21 protein-coding genes are annotated in these 24,219 nt (G+C 39.5%); 10 read left to right on the top strand and 11 right to left on the bottom strand.

Going from position 1 to position 24,219, the window contains the following annotated elements; all coding sequences use genetic code 11:
• Nucleotides 1-143: 143 nt before the first annotated feature.
• The 5 genes from AC4IF5_RS03435 to AC4IF5_RS03415 form a co-directional block, all read right to left on the bottom strand.
• Nucleotides 144-2,354, bottom strand: coding sequence for a glycoside hydrolase family 3 C-terminal domain-containing protein (locus AC4IF5_RS03435; RefSeq protein WP_490731901.1), 2,211 nt, complete (start codon nucleotides 2,352-2,354; stop codon nucleotides 144-146).
• Nucleotides 2,355-2,632: 278 nt separating this feature from the next.
• On the bottom strand, nucleotides 2,633-3,442 hold the full coding sequence (gene metQ / locus AC4IF5_RS03430) for a methionine ABC transporter substrate-binding lipoprotein MetQ (protein WP_490731692.1): 810 nt from the start codon (nucleotides 3,440-3,442) through the stop codon (nucleotides 2,633-2,635).
• 162 nt (nucleotides 3,443-3,604) lie between these two features.
• Entirely contained in the window at nucleotides 3,605-4,261 is a 657-nt protein-coding gene (gene metI / locus AC4IF5_RS03425; protein WP_490731690.1) for a methionine ABC transporter permease MetI, read from the bottom strand.
• Nucleotides 4,254-5,282, bottom strand: coding sequence for a methionine ABC transporter ATP-binding protein (locus tag AC4IF5_RS03420; protein ID WP_490731688.1), 1,029 nt, complete (start codon nucleotides 5,280-5,282; stop codon nucleotides 4,254-4,256). Before AC4IF5_RS03420 ends, metI begins: the two co-directional genes overlap by 8 nt.
• A 19-nt stretch (nucleotides 5,283-5,301) precedes the next feature.
• Nucleotides 5,302-6,300 carry an EamA family transporter gene (locus tag AC4IF5_RS03415; protein WP_490731687.1) on the bottom strand — a complete coding sequence of 333 codons (999 nt, stop codon included), beginning with the start codon at nucleotides 6,298-6,300 and terminating at the stop codon, nucleotides 5,302-5,304.
• Between the two features lie 670 nt (nucleotides 6,301-6,970).
• Here AC4IF5_RS03415 and AC4IF5_RS03410 point away from each other — a divergent pair.
• Nucleotides 6,971-9,103 carry a type IA DNA topoisomerase gene (locus tag AC4IF5_RS03410; RefSeq protein ID WP_490731685.1) on the top strand — a complete coding sequence of 711 codons (2,133 nt, stop codon included), beginning with the start codon at nucleotides 6,971-6,973 and terminating at the stop codon, nucleotides 9,101-9,103.
• A gap of 427 nt (nucleotides 9,104-9,530) precedes the next feature.
• Here the strand turns inward: AC4IF5_RS03410 and AC4IF5_RS03405 are convergent, their stop codons facing one another.
• Nucleotides 9,531-9,953 carry a hypothetical protein gene (locus AC4IF5_RS03405; protein WP_490731684.1) on the bottom strand — a complete coding sequence of 141 codons (423 nt, stop codon included), beginning with the start codon at nucleotides 9,951-9,953 and terminating at the stop codon, nucleotides 9,531-9,533.
• 306 nt (nucleotides 9,954-10,259) lie between these two features.
• On the opposite strand from AC4IF5_RS03405, the gene AC4IF5_RS03400 reads away from it, so the two are divergent.
• Both AC4IF5_RS03400 and AC4IF5_RS03395 read left to right on the top strand, forming a co-directional pair.
• The gene (locus AC4IF5_RS03400) at nucleotides 10,260-10,682 is read left to right on the top strand and encodes a PaaI family thioesterase (protein WP_490731682.1); all 423 of its coding nucleotides are present in this window, start codon (nucleotides 10,260-10,262) and stop codon (nucleotides 10,680-10,682) included.
• A 116-nt stretch (nucleotides 10,683-10,798) separates the two neighbouring features.
• Nucleotides 10,799-11,143 (top strand): phage holin family protein, encoded by a 345-nt coding sequence (locus tag AC4IF5_RS03395; protein WP_490731680.1) that lies wholly within the window; start codon nucleotides 10,799-10,801, stop codon nucleotides 11,141-11,143.
• Nucleotides 11,144-11,261: 118 nt separating this feature from the next.
• Here AC4IF5_RS03395 and AC4IF5_RS03390 read toward each other — a convergent pair whose 3' ends face one another.
• Nucleotides 11,262-12,335, bottom strand: a complete 1,074-nt coding sequence (locus AC4IF5_RS03390; protein WP_490731678.1) for a DUF5694 domain-containing protein — start codon at nucleotides 12,333-12,335, stop codon at nucleotides 11,262-11,264.
• Between the two features lie 175 nt (nucleotides 12,336-12,510).
• On the opposite strand from AC4IF5_RS03390, the gene AC4IF5_RS03385 reads away from it, so the two are divergent.
• From AC4IF5_RS03385 to AC4IF5_RS03365, 5 genes are all read left to right on the top strand, one after another.
• Entirely contained in the window at nucleotides 12,511-13,521 is a 1,011-nt protein-coding gene (locus tag AC4IF5_RS03385; protein ID WP_490731676.1) for a sensor histidine kinase, read from the top strand.
• Between the two features lie 11 nt (nucleotides 13,522-13,532).
• The gene (locus tag AC4IF5_RS03380; protein WP_490731674.1) at nucleotides 13,533-14,237 is read left to right on the top strand and encodes a LytR/AlgR family response regulator transcription factor; all 705 of its coding nucleotides are present in this window, start codon (nucleotides 13,533-13,535) and stop codon (nucleotides 14,235-14,237) included.
• Nucleotides 14,238-14,464: 227 nt separating this feature from the next.
• A complete protein-coding gene (locus AC4IF5_RS03375; protein ID WP_490731672.1) occupies nucleotides 14,465-16,459 on the top strand; it encodes a S9 family peptidase in 1,995 nt (664 codons plus the stop codon).
• 126 nt (nucleotides 16,460-16,585) lie between these two features.
• Complete coding sequence (locus tag AC4IF5_RS03370) at nucleotides 16,586-17,077, top strand: DNA-deoxyinosine glycosylase (protein ID WP_490731670.1); 492 nt, start codon at nucleotides 16,586-16,588, stop codon at nucleotides 17,075-17,077.
• On the top strand, nucleotides 17,047-17,187 hold the full coding sequence (locus AC4IF5_RS03365; protein ID WP_490731903.1) for a hypothetical protein: 141 nt from the start codon (nucleotides 17,047-17,049) through the stop codon (nucleotides 17,185-17,187). The genes AC4IF5_RS03370 and AC4IF5_RS03365 overlap by 31 nt, the downstream gene beginning before the upstream one ends.
• 315 nt (nucleotides 17,188-17,502) lie before the next feature.
• Here AC4IF5_RS03365 and AC4IF5_RS03360 read toward each other — a convergent pair whose 3' ends face one another.
• The 4 genes from AC4IF5_RS03360 to AC4IF5_RS03345 form a co-directional block, all read right to left on the bottom strand.
• Entirely contained in the window at nucleotides 17,503-18,537 is a 1,035-nt protein-coding gene (locus AC4IF5_RS03360; protein WP_490731668.1) for a phosphotransferase enzyme family protein, read from the bottom strand.
• Nucleotides 18,528-19,436 (bottom strand): sugar phosphate nucleotidyltransferase, encoded by a 909-nt coding sequence (locus AC4IF5_RS03355; RefSeq protein ID WP_490731666.1) that lies wholly within the window; start codon nucleotides 19,434-19,436, stop codon nucleotides 18,528-18,530. The genes AC4IF5_RS03360 and AC4IF5_RS03355 overlap by 10 nt, the downstream gene beginning before the upstream one ends.
• Nucleotides 19,426-20,823: a Gfo/Idh/MocA family protein gene (locus AC4IF5_RS03350; protein ID WP_490731664.1), complete on the bottom strand. Its 1,398-nt coding sequence runs from the start codon at nucleotides 20,821-20,823 to the stop codon at nucleotides 19,426-19,428. The genes AC4IF5_RS03355 and AC4IF5_RS03350 overlap by 11 nt, the downstream gene beginning before the upstream one ends.
• A gap of 150 nt (nucleotides 20,824-20,973) precedes the next feature.
• Complete coding sequence (locus AC4IF5_RS03345; protein WP_490731662.1) at nucleotides 20,974-21,666, bottom strand: AIM24 family protein; 693 nt, start codon at nucleotides 21,664-21,666, stop codon at nucleotides 20,974-20,976.
• Nucleotides 21,667-21,997: 331 nt separating this feature from the next.
• On the opposite strand from AC4IF5_RS03345, the gene queA reads away from it, so the two are divergent.
• Both queA and rlmN read left to right on the top strand, forming a co-directional pair.
• Nucleotides 21,998-23,047 (top strand): tRNA preQ1(34) S-adenosylmethionine ribosyltransferase-isomerase QueA, encoded by a 1,050-nt coding sequence (queA, locus tag AC4IF5_RS03340; protein WP_490731661.1) that lies wholly within the window; start codon nucleotides 21,998-22,000, stop codon nucleotides 23,045-23,047.
• 96 nt (nucleotides 23,048-23,143) lie between these two features.
• Nucleotides 23,144-24,178: a dual-specificity RNA methyltransferase RlmN gene (gene rlmN / locus AC4IF5_RS03335; protein ID WP_490731659.1), complete on the top strand. Its 1,035-nt coding sequence runs from the start codon at nucleotides 23,144-23,146 to the stop codon at nucleotides 24,176-24,178.
• Nucleotides 24,179-24,219: the final 41 nt, after the last annotated feature.

Here is a 24,219-nt window from a genome sequence, read left to right as displayed (position 1 = left end):
AAAAAACTTTCATAGCAGGACGAGTCACGGCTGAATTTAATAGGCTTTTTCAGCCGGGTACTGAGTTTAAGGTTCTGCGGGTATTTCAAAGGAAAAGGCTGTTCTTTTTAGGACAGCCTCTTCTGATATATTTTCAGGATCAGTTACTTCAGCGTAAACTTCACTTTCGTTTTAATAGCATCCGAAGAATTTCCTATTAAAGCTTCAAAATCTCCGGGCTCGGCTACCCAATCATGTTTGCCGGCGTCAAAATAGCTTAATGCGGTTTTATCAATGGTGAAAGTAATTTCTTTCTGTTCACCGGGATTCAGATATACCTTTTCAAAGCCTTTCAGTTCCTTGGCCGGGCGTGGAACAGATGATTTCAAATCACTGATATAAAGCTGGGCTACTTCAGCTCCGGCTTTCTTTCCTGTATTTTTAACGGTTACTGTGAAAGTGATCTTATCTTCCTGTGAAATTGCTGTTTTATCGGCTTTTGCTTTCCCAAATTCAAATGTGGTATAGCTCAATCCATGCCCGAAGCTGAAAAGAGGTTTGATCTTTTTAGTATCATGCCAGCGGTATCCTACAAAAATACTTTCGTTATACGTAATATTGATCGGATTTTTCTGGTCCTTTCCTTTTCCTGCAGCCAGTTCGTCTTTCTGACCTGGATATTCTCCAAGCTGATGGGCTGAATTATCTTCCAGCTTTACGGGAAAGGTAAACGGAAGCTTTCCTGAAGGATTTGAATCTCCTGCCAGGACGGAGGCTATAGAATTTCCTGCTTCAGACCCCAGATACCATGCCTGTACAATAGACGGAACTTCTTTGATCCATGGCATCGCCACAGCATTTCCTGAAACCAGAACAACTGCCAGGTTTTTGTTGGCTTTTGCAAGGGCAGAGATTACATTGTCCTGATTGTAAGGCAGTCCGTAACTTTTTCTGTCATTACCTTCACTGTCTTGGAAGTCCGATTTGTTTAATCCGCCCACAAAAATCACATAATCGGATTTCTTAGCGAGCTCTACGGCCTCATTCAATAGTTCAGCTTCAGAGCGGGTATCTTTTAAATCCTGTCCGGATTTTACTCCATTATATTCTCCGCCAATGTCTCCTACATAGCCTCTGGCATACTGTACATCAACTTGTTTCCCAAATCTTGATCGGATTCCGTCTAAGGGTAAGGTTTCATATTTTACTTTTAATGATGAAGAACCTCCACCTACGGTCATTACCTTGATCGCATTTTCACCAATAACAGCAATTTTTTTAGCTTTACTGATATCAATCGGAAGAACATTGCCCTGATTTTTCAGTAAAACAATTCCTTCGTCCCCGATTTCTTTTGCAATTGCCTTATGTTCTTCAGAAGCGATATTCCCGAAAGGCTTGTTACGGTTCATCGTTGTTTTGTAAGCAAGGCGAAGCAGCCTCGTTACTTTATCATCAAGCTCTTTGGTTCCAACTTTTCCTGCCTTGATCAGATCGAGATAGGGTTTGGCCAGATAATAATTGTCATAAGCATTTTTAGTTCCGGCAGAAAGACCGTTGGTCCATGACCCGAACTCAAGGTCCAGACCATTGTGAATAGCCTGTTCAGTATTGTTTACAGCCCCCCAGTCGGAAACTACTGCACCTTTATAGTTCCATTCCTTTTTTAAAATGTCGTTTAAAAGATACTGGTTCTGGCTGGCATACTGGCCTTTGTACATATCATAAGCACCCATGATCGTCCATGAATCTCCTTCTGTGACCGCCGCTTTGAAAGGAGGAAGATAGATTTCATACAAGGCTCTGTCGTCTACATTCACGTTGCTGGTATGACGGAACATTTCCTGATTATTGAGGGCAAAATGTTTTACAGAAGTTGCTACACCATTAGATTGTACCCCTTTGATGTAGGGTACTACCATCTTTGAGGTCAGATAAGGATCTTCCCCCATATATTCAAAATTTCTTCCGTTCAGGGGAGTTCTGTAGATATTGACTCCCGGGCCCAGAAGAATATCCTTTTTTCTGTATCGGGCTTCTTCACCTAATGCTTTACCATAGTTCCATGACATTTTTTTGTTCCATGTTGCGGATAAAGCAGTAAGGGCAGGGTAGGCGATAATGGAATCATTGGTCCATCCGGCCTGGTCCCATTCATCCCACATCACTTCAGGGCGGACCCCGTGAGGACCGTCAGTCGTCCAGAATTCAGGAATTCCCAGCCTGGGCACTCCCGGTGAGCTGAACTTCGACTGTGCATGAAGCATCGCCACTTTCTCTTCCAGGGTCATTCTGGAAAGTGCATCCTGAATACGCTGTTCTACAGGTTTTGATTCATCCAAATAAACGGGTAGAGGAGTACTGGTCTGTGCCATATAAGATGCAGATATAAAGGTGAATAAACTTATAATGACGGTTTTCTTTAACATAATGCCTTTCTGTTTGATTAAAAGCAAAAGTAAAGAAAATTTTTTTATTATCTCAATTTGAGATAATAATTTTTGCGAACAAAAAAACTGCCATTTAATTGACAGCTGATAAGGGTAGTAAGAGGAAAAGGCAAAATCGCAAAAGGGCGAATAGGCGGATAAGTAAATTTGCTTGTTTGTCATATCCACTCATATATTTTCAAACCCGCTGGCCCTCTAACTCACTACTCCCATCCTTTCACCGCTCCGCCCTTGAAGATTTCTCTGGCTTTCTTTTCCACTTCAGGAGACTGGTAAGCTTTTACAAAATTCTTGACCTTTTGACTGTTCTTGTTGTCCTGTCTTGCAACCACAACATTCACATAAGGAGAATCTTTGTCTTCTTTAAGCACACCTTGTTTTTCTGAATCCAATCCGGCCTGGGCTGCAAAATTGTTATTGATGATCCCTACCACAACGTCTCTGTCATCCAGAACTCTTGGAATCTGGGCACCTTCGATCTCCATAATCCTGATCTGTCTGGGATTTTCTGTAATATCAGTAACCTTTGGAAGGAGTCCGACGCCGTCTTTCAATTTTAACAAACCGTTTTTCTGCAGTAAAAGCAGGGAACGCCCTCCATTAGTAGGATCATTCGGAATGACAATGGTATTTCCTTCCTGTAGCTGACTGATATTGGTGATTTTTTTTGAATAAGCCACAATAGGATAGACAAAAGTATTGCCTACTACAGCCAGATTATAACCTCTCTGCTTGGACTGCTCCGTTAAATAAGGAACATGCTGGAACGCATTGGCATCAATATCACCATTCGTTAAAGCTTCATTCGGAACTACATAATCATTAAACGGAATAAGCTCCACTTCCAGATTATACTTATCCTTCGCAACTTTTTTAGCGACTTCCGCAATTTCCTGCTCCGGCCCATAGGTAATTCCTACACGGATAAAGTTAGGATCATCTTTTCGTCCCGAACAGGCATTGAACAGAAGTACTCCGGCCGTTAATAAACTTAGAATCTTTATTTTTTTCATTGTAAATTTTTTATAGGTAAAAAGGTAAAATCGCAAAAGGGCAAAGAAAGCGAATCTGTTAAAATGTAACAGGTAAATTTTAAATCAGCTGTCTTTCTTTTCTTTATATTCTATACTACTCTCCAACCCCCAAACTCTCCAACCCTCAGACTTTCAAACCCACTACCTGTGGTCAAAGCTCTTCGACAATCTGTCTCCTGCAAACTGTATGATGAATACCAAAAGAACAAGCAGGATCAATACTGTATTCATGATCACGATATCATAGCCGATGTATCCGTACTGGTACCCAACCTGGCCTAATCCGCCGGCACCTACAGCTCCTCCCATTGCAGAGTATCCGACCAAAGTGATCAACGTGATGGTTGCATTATTGATCAATGAAGGAAGCGCTTCAGGAAGCAATACTTTTCTGATGATCTGTAACGGAGAAGCTCCCAGTGCTCTGGCTGTTTCTATCAGACCATAAGGAACTTCAATAAGGCTGTTTTCTACAAGTCGCGCAATGAACGGAGCCGCTCCTACACTTAACGGAACCAATGCCGCGTTCACTCCAATGGAAGTTCCCGCCAGTACCCTGGTAAAAGGGATCATCCATACGATCAGGATAATAAAAGGAATGGCGCGGAAAATATTAACCACAATAGATAAGGCTCTGTGATAGAAAGCATTTTCCATCAGCTGTCCCTTTCTGGTTAAAAAAAGCATAATCCCGACCGGAAGTCCGAGCACAAATCCGAAAAATCCGGATAAAAATGTCATGTAAACCGTTTCCCAGGTTCCTTTTGCCAAAAGGGCAATTACCGTATCACTAAGCATATCCTCTTACTGTATTTTGAATTTTATTCTGATTAAAATAATAGATCGCCTGCTGATTTTCTTCCTCCTCTCCCTGAAGTTGCAGCAGCAGTTTACCGAAATTGGAGTCTCCCAGATACTCTACATCAGCCTTTAAAAGTTTGTAGGGGATTTTATATTGATTATATAAAGTTGAAAGAAGCTGCTCCACACTGATGCTTTCATTAAGTTCTATTTCGACCAGCGGGAATAAACCATCCTGTGGCTCTTTCTGCAGTCTGTTATTGAGTTCCTGTGGCAGGGTCATGATGTCTGAATTTATAAATTGACGGATGATCGGATGCTTTCTGTCCGAAATAATCTCGCTTAACGTTCCTTTTGTTAATAATTTTCCTTTATCTATCACAGCTACGTGGTTACAAACAGATTTGATCACCTCCATTTCATGGGTAATTAAAAGGATGGTAATTCCCAGTCTCTGATTGATGTCTCTTAAGAGCTGTAAAATGGATTGTGTAGTAGCGGGATCAAGGGCACTGGTGGCTTCATCACAAAGCAGGAGGTGAGGATCATTGGCTAATGCCCTTGCAATGGCTACTCTTTGCTTTTGGCCTCCCGAAAGGCTTTTGGGATAATCACTGGCCTTATCTTCAAGTCCTACGATCTTCAGGAGTTCATTCACCTTTTTCCTGATCTGATCCTTACCCGTACCGTCCAGCTCAAGGGGAAGTGCTACATTATCAAAAACAGTTCTCGAAGAAAGAAGGTTGAAGTGCTGGAAGATCATTCCTATTTTTTTACGTTCCTCAGCCAGTTGCCTGGAACTTAATCGGGTGAAATCCTTTCCATTGATAATGATCTGCCCTTCATCAGGCCTTTCCAGCAGATTTACCGTACGGATCAGCGTGCTTTTTCCTGCACCTGAGAATCCGATAATTCCTACGATATCTCCTTTCTCTATATTGAGGCTCACCTTATCCAGCGCTTTGAAAGACTGCTTTTTCTGATAAAATGTTTTTGATATGTTTCTGATTTCTATCATTCTGATGTTTTAATACTGTTTAAATAGGCTGATATCGCTTGCCTGTTCTGTTAAAAAATCTTTTCATTCTTCTGATTTTGACCTTTGACCGTTTTGAAAGTTTGAAGTACTTGGTGACATTGGTCAGAAGTACTCCCAGCAATATGATTGCCAAACCATAAAGCTGACCTCCATTGATGCTCTGATTGGCAACAATCCAGCCTGCAATAACGGTTACAATAGGATTAATGTAGGTGTGGGTGCTTACCAGGGCAGCGGGTTTCACGGATAACAGCCAAATGTACGACAAATAAGCGATTATTGATCCAAAGAAAATCAAAAACAGGACTCCCAGCCATGCGGATAAAGGGATCGCTGAAACCGAAAAACCGGTCCATTCCTTTCTGAAAAAAGCAATAAGGAAAGAGGCCAGCCCTGCGATTATAAGCTGTTGGGCAATATTCATAAAAGTAGATTGAGAAGCCGGATTTTTCTTGGAATATAAAGATCCCAGTACCCAGGCAACGGAACTTAATCCCAATACCACAAATGCTGTAATTCTTAAGTTTCCGTTAGCTACTGCATGAGCGGCACTTGAATGGGCACTGCCTTTTAGGAAGAATACCAGTCCTACAAAACCGATCACCAATCCGATCGGAATGAATTTATCCGAAAAATAATATTTCCAGTTTTTTCTGTCGATGGCGATAAACCAGAATGGGCCGGTGGCTATCGAAATGGCAGCTTCTGAAGCTGTCACATATTGTTCTCCCCAGGCTACAAGTCCCGTTCCTCCGGTAAGGATCAGAATACCGGTAATGGCATTCTTTTTCCAGTTGATCAGAGAACCTGCCTTTTCCCCTTTTGACAGAAGATATCCTATCATCAGAATTCCCGCAACCAGAAATCTCAATCCGGAAAGAATGAAGGGCGGAAAACCTTTTAAGCCAAATGAAATAGCTAAAAACGTAATTCCCCATATCACATAGATGTTTGTAAACGCTAATGGAATTAACCATTTGTTTTTAGAATTGCTCATTTTTATTTTTTTAATGTTGTTCGTTTTCAATGAAAAAAGGCCCTACAACGTGGTAGAGCCTTTAAAAAATATGTCATATAAAAGTAAGGTCAACCACAGTGTTTTTTATGTACAGGCATACAGGTATCCTTCATCATATTTTTGATGCTATGTTTCTGTATTGAATTATTCTTTAGTTCTGCCTTCATTTTGTTTTATTTCCTGAATACGCTTGCAAATATATAATTTAATTTTTATTAGTCCACTAAAAAAGTAGACTTTTTAAATTCTGATTTATTGAATTTGATTTAAATTGTTGTAAATTAGAATTTTATTAATGTTAATTTTTTGTTATTTAATAACGTATTATTATTTAAAATAAGCTTTTAATGCAAATTCAACTTGAACCAGAATGTAATTGTGGTTGCTAAAAACATAAAATAAATAGATTTTTTTAAGAATTGTATAAAGGCTGCTGTTGGATTTTGCTCCAGGTTATCTGAAAATATGTTTAAAGGAAATTGCCTTTTACATTTACTAAATTAGTTAACACATAAAATAATGTATAAAAATTCAGCTCTGTTATTTGAAACCACTTTTAGCTCTCAACTGTTAGCTCTCAACTGTCAACTAAATTAGCTAAAGTCAAAAAAAATCCCGATTTTTGCACTCCTTCAATAAACCCGAGTTCATGAAATTATGTATTGCCGAGAAACCCAGTGTTGCCAGAGATATTGCCAAAGTATTGGGCGCTACCACGCCTAAGCAGGGCTATATGGAAGGAAACGGCTATTGCGTGACATGGACGTTCGGGCACCTTTGCACCCTGAAAGAACCTCACGACTACGGTCCGCAGTACAAATCATGGAATTTGTTTTTACTTCCTATTATTCCCGGCAGTTTTGGAATAAAGCTGATCCCGAATAAAGGCGTAGAAACCCAGTTTAAAGTGATTGAGAAATTAGTGGAAGAATGTGATGAGGTCATTAACTGCGGGGATGCCGGGCAGGAGGGAGAGCTGATCCAGCGTTGGGTATTGCAGAAGGCAAAATGCAACAAGCCGATTCAGCGTTTATGGATTTCATCGTTGACGGAAGAAGCTATCAAAGAAGGTTTTGCAAATCTGAAACCTGCTGAAGAATATAAGAACCTTTATCTGGCCGGAAATGCAAGGGCCATCGGAGATTGGCTGTTGGGAATCAATGCAACCAGGCTTTTTACCAAGAAATTCGGAGGAAATAAAGCTGTTCTTTCCATTGGAAGGGTTCAGACTCCTACTTTGGCAATGCTGGTTCAGCGTCAGAAAGAAATTGACGCTTTTACCGTTGAAGAATATTGGGAGCTGAAGACCAGATACCGTGACGTGATCTTCAATGCGGCGATCGACAGGCTGAAAACTCTGGAACGTGCGGAAAAAGGATTGGAATACCTTAAAGTAAATCCATTTGAAATTGTTTCTTTCGAAATTAAAGAAGGAAAAGAAAAAAATCCGAGGCTTTTCGACCTTACCGGGCTGCAGGTGGAAGCCAACAAAAAATATGGTTATTCAGCGGAGAATACGTTGAATTATATCCAGAGCCTTTACGAAAAAAAGCATGTGACGTATCCGCGTGTTGATACCACCTATCTATCCGAGAGCTTATATCCGAAGATCGGAGGGATTCTTCAGAAAATGTATCCTTATCAGGATCTGATTGCCCCATTACTGGAAGCTCCGATTCCAAAATCAAAGGCCGTTTTTGATGATTCAAAAGTAACCGATCACCATGCGATCATTCCTACGGAAATTCCGCCTTCTCAAAATCTGAGCAGGGAGGAAAAACTGATCTATGACCTGATCGCCAAACGATTTATTGCGGTATTTTATCCGGAATGTAAGATTTCCAATACCTTAGTAGAAGGAAAAGTAGGAACCATTCCTTTCAAAACCAGCGGAAGACAGGTTCTGGAGCCGGGATGGAGAACTGTCTATGCCAAAGAGCCTAAAGAAGAATCCACGGATAAGGAAAAAGATAAAGAAAAAGAAGAGGAACAGACCATTCCTGAATTTAAGGTAGGAGAAAGCGGACCTCATGATCCGATGATCCACCAGGGAAAAACCACCCCTCCAAAACCATACACCGAAGCAACTTTGCTGCGTGCGATGGAAACTGCCGGAAAGCAGGTGGAAGACGAAGAGCTTCGTGAATTACTGAAGAATAATGGGATCGGAAGACCATCTACCCGTGCGAATATCATTGAAACCCTTTTCAAAAGAAAATATATCGAGAAGAAAAGGAAAAATCTGATCGCTACCCAAACCGGAATTCAATTGATTGATACCATCGAAGATGAGCTGTTAAAAAGTCCTGAATTAACCGGAGAATGGGAACTGAAGCTTCGCAAAATTGAGAAAGGGGAGTATGAGGCCAATCTTTTTAAAGAAGAGCTGATCCAGATGGTAACAGAGCTTACCAAAAAGGTCGTTGACGGAAAAGGAAAAGTGATTACGCTCCAGGAAGAAGAAAAAGAAGTTGTAAAAGAGAAAAAGAAAAGAGAGCCTGCCCAGAAAAAAGAACTTCAGTCCTGGGAAGAAACCAAGTGTCCGAAATGTAAGGAACACAACCTGATCAAAGGAAAAACAGCGGTTGGCTGCTCTGATTTCAAAAACTGCGGATTTAAAATTACTTTCGAAATCTTTGGAAAAAAATTATCGGATAAGCAGCTTTTAGATCTCGTTTTGAAAGGGAAAACATCAAAGCTGAAAGGCTTCAGCGCACACCTGGAAGGGCTTACAGAAGGGGTGCTTTCTCTTACAGATGACTTCTCGGTGCAACTCAACTGACGGGCGAAATGTAAATTAGTTACAAAACTCATAACAGTTTTTTTGAACACATAAGTTATTTCAAGTGATAGGTTTTGCGTATAGAAGTGCACATAAGTTTTTAAAAATCAAAGATTTTTACGTGAACCCCAAAGCTGTATGCAAACATCTGTGAAAATCTGTGTCCTCTGTGGTTAAAATCAAACATAAAAATCAAAGATTTTCTCCTAAAGTGAACTTACTTATACAATGTCTTGTCAACTTTCTTAAGTGTACTAAAGTGTTTTTAAAATTGTACTACATTTAGTTTCCATAGAATGATATATGATAGGAAAAATAATTTCAGCTTGTCATTCTGTAAATATTTAAAATAGTGGAGAATACGGGATTCGAATCCTTGGCCTGTTGCTAAAGCTTTTTATTTGGGATCACCAGGTTTGTTTAAATTTTACCGAAACAGCTTTTCATACCATCCATTGATATCCGTTTTGATGTCTTCATGATATTTGCATAAGACTTTTGCCAATTCAAGCTCCGATCTTTCAGATTTATAAGGATTCAAAGTAAGATAACCGTAAAAATTTCCATTCTGGTCAACAATGGCGGGAGGATAGGATGCATACGCACTCCACGGAGAATACGTACTGTGTGAGCTTCCGTAATTTCCGTAGGTATTCCAGATCGATTTTGAGCTGTAAACGTTTCCATAATCACTGAATTTGTTCCATACAGAATTTTTATCGAACGTATCACAGTTTAAACATCCCAGATATTGGTCCTGATCAGCACCTCCGTACAGATGCAGGCTTTGTGAATGGAACATACAGCATGCCAGGAAGTTTAAAAGCAGAAAGATCTTTTTAAAATTCATAGAAGATCACTTTCCTGCAAAGCTAATCTTTTGGAGTGAAAATCTTTGACTTTTTTAAACAAACCTATAAGATTTCATTTATACTGCAAATATCTATTAATTTTTGATGTTTTTTTTGTCTCCGCAGATTTAGCAGATAACGCAGAAAAGTACTACAATATTAAACTTAAAATTAAATGAAGCATTTACGGCCATTACATTTTTTGTTATTAAAAAGTAAAAATACCTTATCCTGTCAATAATTTTTTAATCTTTTAATTCTTTAATTTTTAAATCAATCTTTAACTTTACATCAAATTAAAATGAATGACCCCAGAGAAAAAGAAATTAATCACAGACAGCTTCGGCCGTTCGGAAACCCTGAAATTTTATAAAGCAGAATTGCTGGAAGTGGAAACTGACTTTGTTTCCATTAAAATACCTAAAATGGAAATGATGACCAGAAAAGCGGGAATGTTCAACGGGGCGATGATCGCTTCTTTAGTGGATGTTTCTTCCGGTTATGCGGCAGTAAGTCATTATGCGGAGGACTGCTACGTAGTAACCGTTGAATTAAAGGTGAATTATCTGCGGCCTGCGATGGGAGATGCTTTGGTTTCCAAGTCTTACGTTATCAAAGGTGGGGGGAAGATTATTGTTGTCAGAACAGAAATTTATGTACAGAGTGAAGGATCTGATTCAGAAAGTCATGTGGCTACTTCACTGGTAACGATGATGAAAATAAAATAACAGATTTGTGCTATAGAGGGGCAGAATATTCTTTCAATAAAGGATTTGCAGCATTTTTTTTCCGGAATGGAATGGCTTTTGCTCCCTAATCCCCATAAACATTAAAAAATAACAACATGAACTTAATTATCAGATTATTTATAACTGCAATAGTTGCGTACCTCTTAACGAAAATTTTACCGGGAGTACAGTTTGAAGGATTTTCTTCAGCGATTATTTTCGCCATTGTGTTGGGGATTTTAAACATATTTGTAAAACCTATCTTAAGTCTGTTTGGACTTCCGCTTACCATTATTACCTTAGGATTTTTTGCTTTGGTAATCAATGCGGTAATTGTTATGATTGCGGATTACTTTATGGATAGTATGGTCGTAGATGGCTTCTGGTGGGCCTTTATCTTCAGTATTCTGTTATCAATTGTCACCTCTCTGGCCAGCTCAATGTTCTCAGATGGAGATTAATCATAAGAAATAAATTATAAAAACCGTCAATGTAAATTGACGGTTTTTTTGATCCATATAGTGAGATCTTCTTTTATAATTTAGGCTGGAATCTATATAAATTGAAAAGCCAGAAGCCTTACAGGGTATTGTAGTCAATGATATCTACATCAGGCTCCTTCCTCAGAATATCAGCGATCCACTTCTGATGGGCAGAACCTGCAGCGATCACGATGCGTTTTCCTTTCTTTTCACGGGCCAGCCTGATGATATTGGCAGCCATGCCTTCGTTCCGCAGTTTCCAGTATCTGATCATTTCCCGGACTTCTTTTTCAGGATAGTTCTTTGAAAAGCCAAACAGCTTTTCACCGCCATAGAAATTAATAAGATCACTTTCTTCGGCATTGAATGAAGAGTTGAGATAAGCATATCCGTGCAGGCCAAGACTATCCGATTTTGAATAGATCCGCTTTTTTTCCTGCTCAATTTTCTGTACGATTCCGGCCTCTTCAGAATTTTCGTCCATTTTGGCAATCCTGTTAATGAAATGCATGCAGTAGGCCACGATCCGCCAGGCTTGCGTCCATTTTGTGTCGTAGATCTGGCAGTCAACCGGGTAAACAGTAGAAAGGTTCAGCTTCTGCATTAATGGGAAAATAATCGTATTATATTCACTTGTATCTTGATAGAGATTACGCTGTACCAAAGTTTCGGTTCCTCCTAACCTTGTTTTATACAAAGCTGCTTCTTCAGGATTGAAATGGGACTTCTTCCATGTTTCCAGCATGTATATCTGGTATTTTGCATTCGCCAGATCATAATTATTGAGCAGACCCGCTGCTAATTCTATACGTGATCGATGCAGATTGGGAAACCTGATCAGGCGGTTGGCATCCTTTTCCAATTTTTTTTCACTGAACCGAATATCAGCGTTCAGCTTTTGATAATAGAAAAAAGTACTGTCGTTCATTTTTCTCCGGTAGCTATCCGGTTCAAGAGAGACATATTCTTCAGGAGAAACAAACTCACCCATTACCATATCAGGGTTAAAGGCTGCTAGCTTTTCGATGACCTTTTTTTGTTCTGCCGAGTCCTTTTCTTGATTGTAATGAGAAGTGCCCAATACTAAAATCCGGATCTTTTCCTGAGCGGATGCTGATACCGATAAAGCGATTGAAAAACAAAAGGAAACTACAATTTTTGCTATGTTCATACCGAATTCTATTAAATTTGAAAGCAAAATTAGAGTTGCAGCGACATTTATAAATTTTATTATTCCAATCTCTTTATTTTTTATGCGAAACAGAACATGTGGGATTCATATAAAAAAATCGGAGCTACGTATAATAATTTTTAAGCCGGCTGCTTTCCCTTTTTAAATTTGTCGCATGAGCAAATCGAAAATCATTTTCATACATATATTGAGCTGGACCTTATTTCTGGCCTATACTTACTTTTTCTGGTTAAATGAAACGCCTGACCGGCAGATATTATGGCTCAATTTCTCTATGAATGTTGCGAAAATTTCCACGTTTTATTATTGCTACAGCTTTATATATCCAGGATTTGCAATCAACAGGAATAAAATCTTTCTGGCAGGAGGGATCTTGTCAGCCTGTATTTTTTTTGCCCTGTGCCGCTACGGATGGGAAGAGGTATTGTATCCGGTATGGCTTGGATTTAGAAACTATGATGAAGATGTGTCTATAGTATACTATATCTTTGACAATTTGTATTATGCCATTCCCTATATCGTATTATCGGCAGCAATATTTTTCCTTCACAGGCATTTTGTACTTGAAAGGATGAATCTCCGCCTTAAAGAGGAAGCCGGCAAAGCTGAACTGGCCTTCCTGCGTTCCCAGATAAACCCTCATTTTCTTTATAATTCATTAAACTATATGTATTCGCTGGCTCTGCCTAAATCACAGCAGCTGGCCGATGCATTGGTGAGTCTTGCAGATCTGATGCGCTATACTTTAAAGGAACATAAGGACGGACTGGTATACATAGAGGATGAAATAACGTATATTCAAAATTATATTTCACTATTCAGCATCCGTTTTTCACCACAGTTTTATGTCAATTATCAAGTGGATACGAAAGGAAATAATCTCAAAATAGCCCCTCTGATCCTGATAGCGTTTGTAGAGAATGCATTAAAGCATGGCGTTGTTGATCAGTCGGAATATCCGGTAAATATTGATCTTTCCATCCGGGATAATAAACTTGAATTTTCCGTATCCAATAGAAAAAGTAATAAAAGGAAAGAAGTATCCGGTGGTATCGGATTGGTTAATGTACAAAAGCGGCTGAGCTTACTCTATAACGGACGGCACCGCCTGGATATCCGGCAGGATCAAAAAGAATTTTGTATTTTGCTGCAGATAACCTTATAGCAATCCGGGCCATGTACAGATGTTTTGTTCTCGATGATGAAAAATATGCAGCAGATATTATGGTATCTTTTATTCAGAAAGTTCCCTCACTTACTGTCGTTGAAAGCTCAGACAATGTGTTCTCAGCCATTGATAAAATCATTCAGGGTGAGGTGGATTTGCTTTTTCTGGATATTCAGATGCCGGACCTAAGTGGTATCGATGTCCTTAAGATAATCGGCAGCCGCTGCAAGATCATTCTTACGACTGCATATCCTGATTATGCGCTCGAAGGCTTTGAGTATGACGTGGTGGATTACCTGATGAAGCCTATAGCATTCGACCGTTTTTTAAGGGCTGTTGAAAAAGTTCAGCGTCAGGATATACCGGTACAGGCAGACAAGCAGGAAGAAGCATTTCTCATGCTGAAAGGTGACCGGAAGCATAAATATCACAAAGTTTTTCTGGAAGATATTTATTATATCGAAAGCCTGCGCAACTATGTGAAGTTTGTAACAGCGAAAGGAAATGTTATCTCTTACCAGAGCCTGGCAACGCTGTCTGAGTCATTACCCAGTCCGCTTTTCTTCAGGATTCACCGTTCGTTTATCATTTCCACAAAACACCTGAGCATTGTGGAAGGGAACAGGGCCAATATAGCAGGTACCTTTATCCCTATCGGAGAAAGCTATAAAAAGATGTTCTTTGATTATCTGGAACGTGGTATTATCAGCTGACAGGATACAGAGCTGTTGCCTGCTCTGTTATGCTGTGATTTACAGGTTTAAAAACAGAAATAGTACTAAAAAGCTGACTAAGCACCCATTAAACCTGAGTAAGAATTTATTAGCATGAAAAGTTTCGTTAATTTTATTTTAATGGTTAACTTTGGCAATCTTTGAACTAATAAAACGGATCTAATCGGCATGGTCCCATAGATCTGTTAAAAAATGAATATCAACATATGAAACTTAAGTACAGTCTGCTGGCTCTGGCAGCTCCGCTTTTAATGAATGCACAACAACGAATGACGCCTGAAATTCTTTGGACTTTGAAAAAAGTAGGAGTACAGGCCGTTTCACCCGATCAGGCTTCCCTTATTTATAAAATGGGACAGGTAGATCTGAAAACAGAAAAAACAAAAAGTGAGAACTACTTTCTGAATGTTCTTAATCATCAGTCCTCCAAAATAGATTTCGGTAAAAAATCCCTGATTCAATGGGATAAAAACGGAATTTATGCGCAGGAAGGCGATAAAATTTACCTTTCAAAAGATGCCGGGAAAACCTGGACAGAATTCTACACAATTGGTGAAGCTGACAACATTGCTATCTCACCGGACGGTAAGAGAATAGCTTTCAGCAAGCAGGTTTTGGTTGAAAAACTGATGGGGAAAGATAAATACAGCGATACTCCAAAAACGACGGCTCAGGTGTATACCGATCTGAACCACAGACATTGGGATTACTTCAATGAAGGAAAATACAATCATGTATTTGTTGTCAATACCTCTGATAAAGTAGAGGCTGCTAAAGACCTTCTGGAAGGAAAAACATGGGATTCACCTCAGAGACCTTTCGGAGGTGCGGAAGATTTTATCTGGAGCCCGGATTCCGCCCAGCTTTTATACGTTACAAAACCTAAAAGCGGGAAAGAATATGCTATAAGCACCAATACGGATATCTTTGCTTACGATATGGCTTCAGGAACAACTAAAAACCTGACAGAATCGAACAAAGGATATGATATTAATCCTAAATTCAGCCCGGACGGAAAATCACTGATCTGGCAGAGTATGGCCAGAGACGGCTATGAAGCGGATAAGAATGATGTAAAAATCATGGACTGGAAAACCGGAAAGACAACAAACCTTACAGCCGGTTGGGATGAAAGTGTTTCAGGAGATGTCCTTTGGGGAGCGGATTCAAAAACGGTGTATTTTACAGCAGCTTACAGAGGCACAAAACAGCTTTTCTCCCTGGATTCAAAAACTGCAAAAGTACAGCAGATTACCAAAGGAGACTTTGACGTTAATGAGATCTTTACAGACAATAAGACTTCGCTTTTAGTCGGAAGAACAGATGTTAACCATGCAACGGAGATTTTCTCTGTAAACCTTAAGAACGGAGAAATGAAGCAGGTTACTGAAGCCAATAAAGATACTTATGCTAAGTTAGCTCAGGGAAAATCTGAACTTAAGATGGTAAAAACTTCGGATGGCAAAGAAATGGGCGTTTGGTTTCATTATCCGCCAAACTTTGACCCCAACAAAAAATATCCGACACTGGTATACTGCCAGGGAGGTCCACAATCTGCATTGACGCAATATTTCAGCGTAAGATGGAATTTTGCCCTGATGACAGCCAACGATTATATCGTAGTGGCACCCAACAGAAGAGGAATGCCGGGCTGGGGAACGAAATGGAATGAAGATATTTCCAAAGACTGGGGCGGACAGCCCATGAGGGATTACCTCGCTGCAACAGACTATGCTAAAACATTGCCATACGTAGACGGTGACAGGGTAGCTGCAGTGGGAGCCAGCTATGGAGGATACAGTGTATTTATGCTGGCAGGAATTCATGAGAACAGATTCAAAACGTTCATCGCCCATGATGGATTATTCGATATGAAATCTTGGTATCTTACTACCGAAGAGCTATGGTTTGCCAACTGGGATATTGGCTCTCCTTGGGAAAAGCCACAGCCAAAAGCTTATACGGAATTCAACCCGAGCAATTTTGTGGAAAAATGGAACAAACCGATCATGATCGTTCAGGGAGGAATCGATTTCCGTGTGCCTTACGAACAGGGTCAGGAAGCATTTCAGGCTGCTAAATTAAGAGGATTGAAATCTAAACTGGTTTACTTCCCGAACGAAAATCACTGGGTACTTCATCCACAGAACGGATTGGTATGGCAGAGAGAATTCTTTGACTGGCTGAAGGAAACACTTTAAGCATTAATAATGAAGAATTAAAAAATTAATTCTGAACATTGATATAAACGGGCATTCTGAATATAAAGGATGCCCGTTTTTTATTTGAAATTTCTGATGATTTGACCGGATTTTATATATTTGAATATGCAAAACCGTATTTCTTCATTTCCACCGCTTATTAATGACCAGTCTGAAATTTTGATCCTGGGTTCCATTCCGGGAGTGAAATCATTGGAAAAGCAACAGTACTATGCCCATCCCCAGAACAAATTCTGGAAGATCATCTTTGAATTGCTGAATGAAGAATTCACAGAAGACTATTCTAAAAGAATTGAAACACTAAAGAAGCAGCATATTGCCCTTTGGGATGTCATCGATACCTGCGAAAGAAAAGGAAGCCTGGATTCTGAGATCAGGAATGAAGAAGCCAATCAGATCGCCGAACTGTTGGAAGAGCATCCGAACATAAAAGCCATTTTCTGCAACGGAGGAAAATCGTTTAAAAACTTACAGAAGCTCTTGGGTAAGAATTACAGGCTGCCTGTCATTTTATTACCTTCCACAAGCCCGCTTCATACGGTTTCCTTTGAAAAGAAGCTGGAAGAATGGAAAAAAATCCAGGAATTCCTGAAATGATCTTATCTCTTGCGGATTGGGCAGATAATGCAGAACCTATTATAAGATATACAACATCTCTCACTGCTTACAACAAACCTTATAGGTTTCTAAAAACCTATAAGGTTTAAATTTTATACTTATTAATCTCTGATCATTTTTTTGTCCCTCGCAGATTATGCGGATAGCACAGTTCTTTAATGAGTGTGGTAAAAAATCTTTGATTCTGAAAACTTATGTATTCTTCTTTTCAGTTTTCAATGAACTTTATAAAACTTAAGTTTTCAAAAGCTTTTGTGGCTTTGAGATTGAAGAAAGTTCTGTATAATCGTTCAATTTGTGAGCTTAAAAAATTACCATAAAAATCTGTGTAAATCTGTTTAATCTGTGGTTAAAAATTTTCAATAGCCCTACATGGTTTCTTCAATCCGCAACAGTTTTATAAATCAGTCAATACCCAAATGCTCTCTTAATCCTTTTAACAGCTGTAGCTGGTTCCTTGTTCTGTCCAGATTATGCTCAGGATAGGTTATGGAATAATAAGTACTCCCATTCAGGTAATCTGTCAGAAAGCGGACAGCCTGGATATAGATCACTACCTGAGCAGCATAATCAAGATTGCCAAGTTCTTCAGGCACCAGTTTTTCTTTCAGGTCAGATAAGAATCCTTCTTTTACCGCTTCGTAAATATCAGCATTGAAGTTTTCAGTAGCGGTTCCGTCATCCTCATTGGTCGTATTGGTGTATGACCGGGCGATATCTCCAAAATCATATAACAGGGTAGAGATCATGATGGTATCAAGATCAATAATCGCAAGAGGCGCGGAGTCTTTGAAAAGGATATTTCTGACATTCGGGTCTCCATGGATGATCCTTTTGGGAAGTAAATTATTATTTTCCATATCAATCCATTGCTTTGGCAGAGTTAAAAACCGGTTGGTCTCTTCAATTTCAGCAGAGGCATTGCTGATGAAAGAGCTGTCCGCTTTGTGTAAGGAATCTTTATAATCTGAAATCCTCTTTTCAAAATTGATAAAATCAGGAATCGGAGTCCGGATATCCGGAATATTTCCGGTATTGACGGTATTTAGAAAGCATCCTATTGCCTTTGCCGAAGCATAGGCCGTCCCGGAATCAGGGATTCTGAAGAAGGTTTGGGCCCCTTCTATAAAACCGGTCATTCTCCATGCTCCTGTCGTCTGATCATCTTTTACAATAAAACTTCCGGTTGAAGAAGGAATGGGTTTGATGAGCATTAGCGGGTAATCCCCGTTTTCAAGAAGCTGATTGATGGCGATATGATTATTAATAATGACTTCGGGCTGCTTGAAAACATGATGATTGATCCTTTGGAGGATAAATTTTTCTTTCCGGTCTTTATCTTCCAGGAGGTAAGTGGTATTGATCAATCCATCCGTAATAGGAGAGAGATGGTAATTATCTGTGCCGATAAATTGAATCACAATATCGTTTAGTTCCATAAGTTCTCCGGGTATCTGTTCTTTTGTATTTCTGAGGTCAGAAAATCCTTAATATTCTTCTTGTCATCTGCATAGGTGACTCCCATCCATTGTGAAGGGGAAGTCCTTACCATGACTTTTACTCTTTTTTCGTCCATCATTTTCTGTACTGCTGAAGGAATATAAAACTCCTGGTTGGGTAGAGGTCCGGACTTGATAAAATCATAAAAATAAGTTTCCAATACCTTAAAAATACCCGGATGGAACATGAAAAAATTCATAGATACTAATGTGTCAGGAGTTATTTCAATATTTTTTCCGTTTTCAATATAAATAATACTATCATTTACCTTTTGAATGGAAGTCTGTTCTTCTACTTTGATCAGGTAGCTTTCAGGATCTAAGGTACAGATTCCCCTTGCTACAGTTCCGTTACCGCTTAAAGTTGTTGCTACAGGATAAGCAGCCATACCCAATTGTGAATCTGAGATTTGATTGAGTTCGAATCCTTCTGCGGCTAACCGATAGACCTCTTTTCCATAAAAATCATCAGCATTGATCATGACAAACGGTTCCTGCACAATATCTTTTGCACAAAGCACAGCGTGGGCTGTTCCCCAGGGCTTTTGTCTTTTGGAATAATCAAAGCCTTGTATGGGAATACTGTCTATTTCCTGGTATATCCAATGCAGTTCAAATCCTTTTGTTTCGGAAATGCTGTTCAGCCTTTCAATATAGCTTTTGGGAATCAGCTTGTTGACGATAATGACCACTTTATTGAAGCCTGCTTCCAGCGCATCAAAGACAGAATACTCCAGGATCGGAGAACCGTTGTTAAGTATTCCATCCACCTGCTTGAGACCTTTGTAACGACTGCCTAATCCACCTGCCAGGATGAGTAATGTTTTCTTAGAACTCATCGGTCATTCCAAATACAGGTTTACGGGTTTTCCATTTACCGTTGGTGAAATCAGGAATATCAACCACCTGACCGCCTTTGGCAATAGACTCTTCACTCAATGGAGTAATGGAGTACCATAATGCGAGGTCATAGACATCCATCGGGAATTCTATATTTCTCTTAATACATTCAATAAACGTATTCATAACAAAAAAGTCCATTCCGCCATGTCCGGCACCTGCAGCAGTGCTTTCAAACTTTTTCCACATCGGGTGGTCATATTCCTTCATCCATTTCTCCGTGTTTTCCCAACGGTGGGTATGGTTCATTATTTTTTCAAAATAAATATGTCCCTGATTGAAATCACCCCAGCCGAAATCCTGCCACAATCCTTCAGTTCCCTGTACACGGAACCCAAGATCATAAGGTCTCTGCAAGCTGGTATCGTGAGTTAAAAGAATTGTTTCTCCATTAGCACACGCAATCTGTGTGGTGACAATATCTCCCTGGTTGAATTTTACTTTAGCATTCGGATGGTTTTCACCTCCTTTGGCGTGCTCAACAATATATTTGTGTAAGCCTACAGATTTTGAAGAGAATGAAGAAAGCCTGGTCAGGCGGTTTCCTCTGTTGATATCCATCATCATGGCGACCGGGCCTAATCCATGGGTTGGATACAGCTCACCGTTGCGTTTTACATAATGTTCAGTTCTCCATTTCGCTTCACTGAAGCCTTTCTCACCAAATTCGGCTCCGGAATTATAAGGAGTGACACCATCATTGAAAAGTACACCTCTCAGGTCATGCTGATAGCCACCTCTTCCATGAACCAGCTCCCCGAACATCCCTTTGCGGACCATATTCAGAATGGCCATGATATCTCTTCGGTAGCATACATTTTCCATCATGAAAATAGGAACTTTTGTTTCCTCATATACTTTCACGAATTCCCAGCAGTCCTGAAGTTGTATCGCTCCGGATACTTCCATACCAACGATCTTCCTGGCACGCATCGCTTCCACTCCTTGCGTAAGGTGCCATTCCCATGGAGTAGCAATGACAACTGCGTCTATGGTTTTTAACTTTAAAAGATTACGATAGTCATATTCACCGTTAGAAAATTCCTGGGCCGCAGACTTATTATTGTCTTTTAATATTTTTTGAGAGGCAACAAGCATTCTTTTATCCGGATCAGCAAAAGCTACAATTTCTACATCATTGCGTTTTGCCAGTAATTTTACATGTTCCTGTCCACGAAGCCCTACACCGATGAATCCGACACGGACCTTTTTATCTGTTGTAAAATCATTGGAATAGGCAAATAAAGAATTAGGTAAAACCAAGGCGCCAAAGCTTGCCAAAGCTGCTGTTTTAATAAAGTTTCTGCGGGAAGTGCTATTGTCCATCTATTTTTTTTCTAAATATATTAAAACTTTTGTAAATCCCGGTCAGGAGAATATTACAGGGGTGATAATTTCTATTTTTTTACCTTCTATAAATAAAAAAGCTGCCTCAATATTTTGAGACAGTCCTTCATATTGTGCATAATAGCTAAATTATCTTTCCATATAATATACTTCCTCATAAGGTTGGATCAGGACCCATCCGTTTCCTGAAAATTTCATCTGGAACTCTTCTCCGCTCCCTCTTCCGATTAAACTTTTAAGAGAAACATTCGTTTTCAGCTCAGGGCTCAGATTTCCAGACCATGCAACAGTGGCATTCGGATCTGTGAAAACCGGAGTATCCGGAGTGACCAGTAAAGTCAGAGGGTCTCCATGAGTGGTAATGGCGATATGTCCTGTTCCGGAAAGCTTTACCTGGAAAAGACCTCCTGACATCATTCCCGCAATACTTTTAAGCATGGTAATATCACTTTTCACACTTTGCTCATGAGCTAAAACATCATTACCGTTGACACATACCGATTCATTATTAAGATACAGGATACGGACTTTTTTTCCTGAATCTGCCACATAAAGCTTTCCTGTTCCTTCAGCTTTCATAAGTTTGCTTCCTTCTCCACTGATGGCTTTTTTCAAAAGATTACCAATACCGCCGGCCAGCATTCCCTGCCTTTCAAAATTGATATGGCCTACATAGCTCACCATACTTCCTCTCTTTGTCCACACTGCCTGATTGTTAAGATTGATTTCCAAAAGATGCTTGGTTTCCAGCTCAAAATAATCTCTTTGTTGTGGATTTTCTTTTGTTTCGTTGATAAATGCTTCGATTGAATATTTGCTCATAATTATAATTTTTTATTTGGTTGCTTTTATGTTCCCTTTTGTTACTTTTAGTGTTCAGATCTACAGATTTTCCGCTTAAGCTGAATGCAAGAGTTTTTATATTCGTCAGGATGTGGACTGCTCTGGAAGTAAATTCTGCTAGCTAATTCTCCCGTTAATTTTTTTTACTGCGCACTAAAATAATCTTTTTTTATATCAAAATCCCCCGTATAATCACGGTTTTACATTTGATTGTAAATAATACTTGACAAAGGGGTGTTCATTGTCGTATATTTGCACTCCGAAAATTACACCTTGTAATTTCAATAATTTTTAAACCGTAATTTAAAAAATGAAAACATCAGATTTTAATTTTGATCTTCCTGCGGAATTATTAGCAGAACACCCATCAGAACACAGAGACGAGGCTAGACTAATGGTACTTGATAGAAAAACACAAACTATCGAGCACAAATTGTTCAAGGATGTAGTCGATTATTTTGATGAGGATGATTTGTTTATCTTCAACAATACCAAAGTTTTCCCTGCACGTCTTTACGGAAATAAAGAAAAAACAGGTGCTAAAATTGAAGTTTTCCTTCTGAGAGAGCTTGATAAGGAAACCAGAGTTTGGGATGTATTGGTAGATCCGGCAAGAAAGATCAGAATTGGTAACAAATTATTCTTCACTGAAGATGAGTCTTTGGTAGCTGAAGTTATCGATAACACCACTTCAAGAGGAAGAACATTAAGATTCCTGTTCGATGGTTCTTACGAAGAATTCAGAGCTAAATTAAAAGAACTGGGAGAAACTCCACTTCCAAAATATATCAAAAGAGCAGTAGAGCCGGAAGATGCGGAAAGATACCAGACAATCTACGCAAAAGTAGAGGGAGCGGTTGCTGCCCCTACAGCAGGACTTCATTTCTCTAAGCATCTGATGAAGAGATTGGAGATCAAAGGAATCAATTTTGCTGAAGTTACCCTTCATGTAGGATTGGGAACTTTCAACCCGATTGAAGTAGAAGATCTTTCCAAGCACAAAATGGAGTCTGAGGAGATCATCATCGATGAGAAAAATGCTGAGATCATTAATAAGGCCGTAGATGCTCACAGAAGAGTTTGTGCAGTAGGTACTACAACAATGAGAGCTTTGGAAACCTCTGTTTCTTCAAACAAAAAAATCTCCGCATTCAACGGATGGACGAATAAATTCATCTATCCACCTCACGATTTTGGTGTAGCCAACTCTATGATCACCAACTTCCATACTCCGAAGTCTACATTGATTATGATGATCGCTGCATTTGCGGGAAGAGATTTTATCATGCATGCTTATGAAGAAGCCGTAAAAGAAAAGTATAAATTCTATTCTTACGGTGACGCTATGTTAATTCTATAAAAAAATAAAAAGAGCCAAGTTAAAAGTAATACAAGTCGAAATGAGACAAAATGATTTACTTACTAAATTATACTTTTAACTTGGCTCTTGAATATTATGAAAGATATCCGTACATTATCATTAGACCAGCTTAAAGACTACTTCGTGTCTTTAGGAGAAAAACCGTTTCGTGCGAAGCAGGTCTATGACTGGTTATGGAGTAAAAATCTCCATTCGATTGATGAAATGACGAATCTTTCGAAATCACTTCGTGAAAGAATTTCCGAAGAGTATACCATTAATCCTGTTTCCGTAGACCTTCTTCAAAAAAGTTCGGACGGAACCATCAAAAACGGAGTGAAACTTCATGACGGACTGATGGTGGAATCTGTTCTTATTCCTACTGAAACAAGAACTACAGCCTGTGTATCTTCACAGGTAGGCTGCTCATTGAACTGCGAATTCTGTGCAACGGCAAAACTGAAAAGGATGAGAAATCTTGAAGTTGCTGAGATCGTAGACCAGGTGGCACTTATTGACAGCCAAAGCAGAATGTACTTCGAAAGACCCCTTTCCAATATTGTATTCATGGGAATGGGAGAACCGATGATGAACTACAAGAATGTAGTGGAAGCCATCAGAAAAATTACCCAGCCGGAAGGATTGGGAATGTCTCCAAGAAGAATTACCGTTTCTACATCCGGTATTCCAAAGATGATCAAGATGCTTGCGGATGATGAGCTGCGTGTGAAGCTGGCTTTGTCCCTTCACTCTGCGATCGAAGCAAAGCGTAATGAGATTATGCCTTTCTCAGACAAATTCCCGTTAACGGACATTATGGAAGCCCTTCAGTACTGGTATCAAAAGACCGGTTCGGTTATTACTTTTGAATACTGTGTATGGAAAGGAATTAATGATACTGATGAAGATATCAAAGCTTTGATCAGATACTGTAAGCAGGTTCCTTCTAAAGTAAACCTTATTCAATACAACCCTATCGGAGACGGAAAGTATGACCAGTGCAACAAACAGGCGGAGGAAAACTATATCCGTCAGCTTGAAAATGCCGGAATTACAGTTATGGTGAGAAGAAGCCGTGGAGGTGATATTGACGCTGCCTGCGGGCAGTTAGCAAACAAAAATGCGGATTAAAATTTCCTTAAAAAAAACTTAAAACTCTCTTAAAGAACTGC

The organism is Chryseobacterium sp. UF-290, assembly GCF_058245615.1.
The sequence above is the reverse complement of the archived record's forward strand: the minus strand, read 5'-3'. Positions and strand labels throughout refer to the sequence as shown.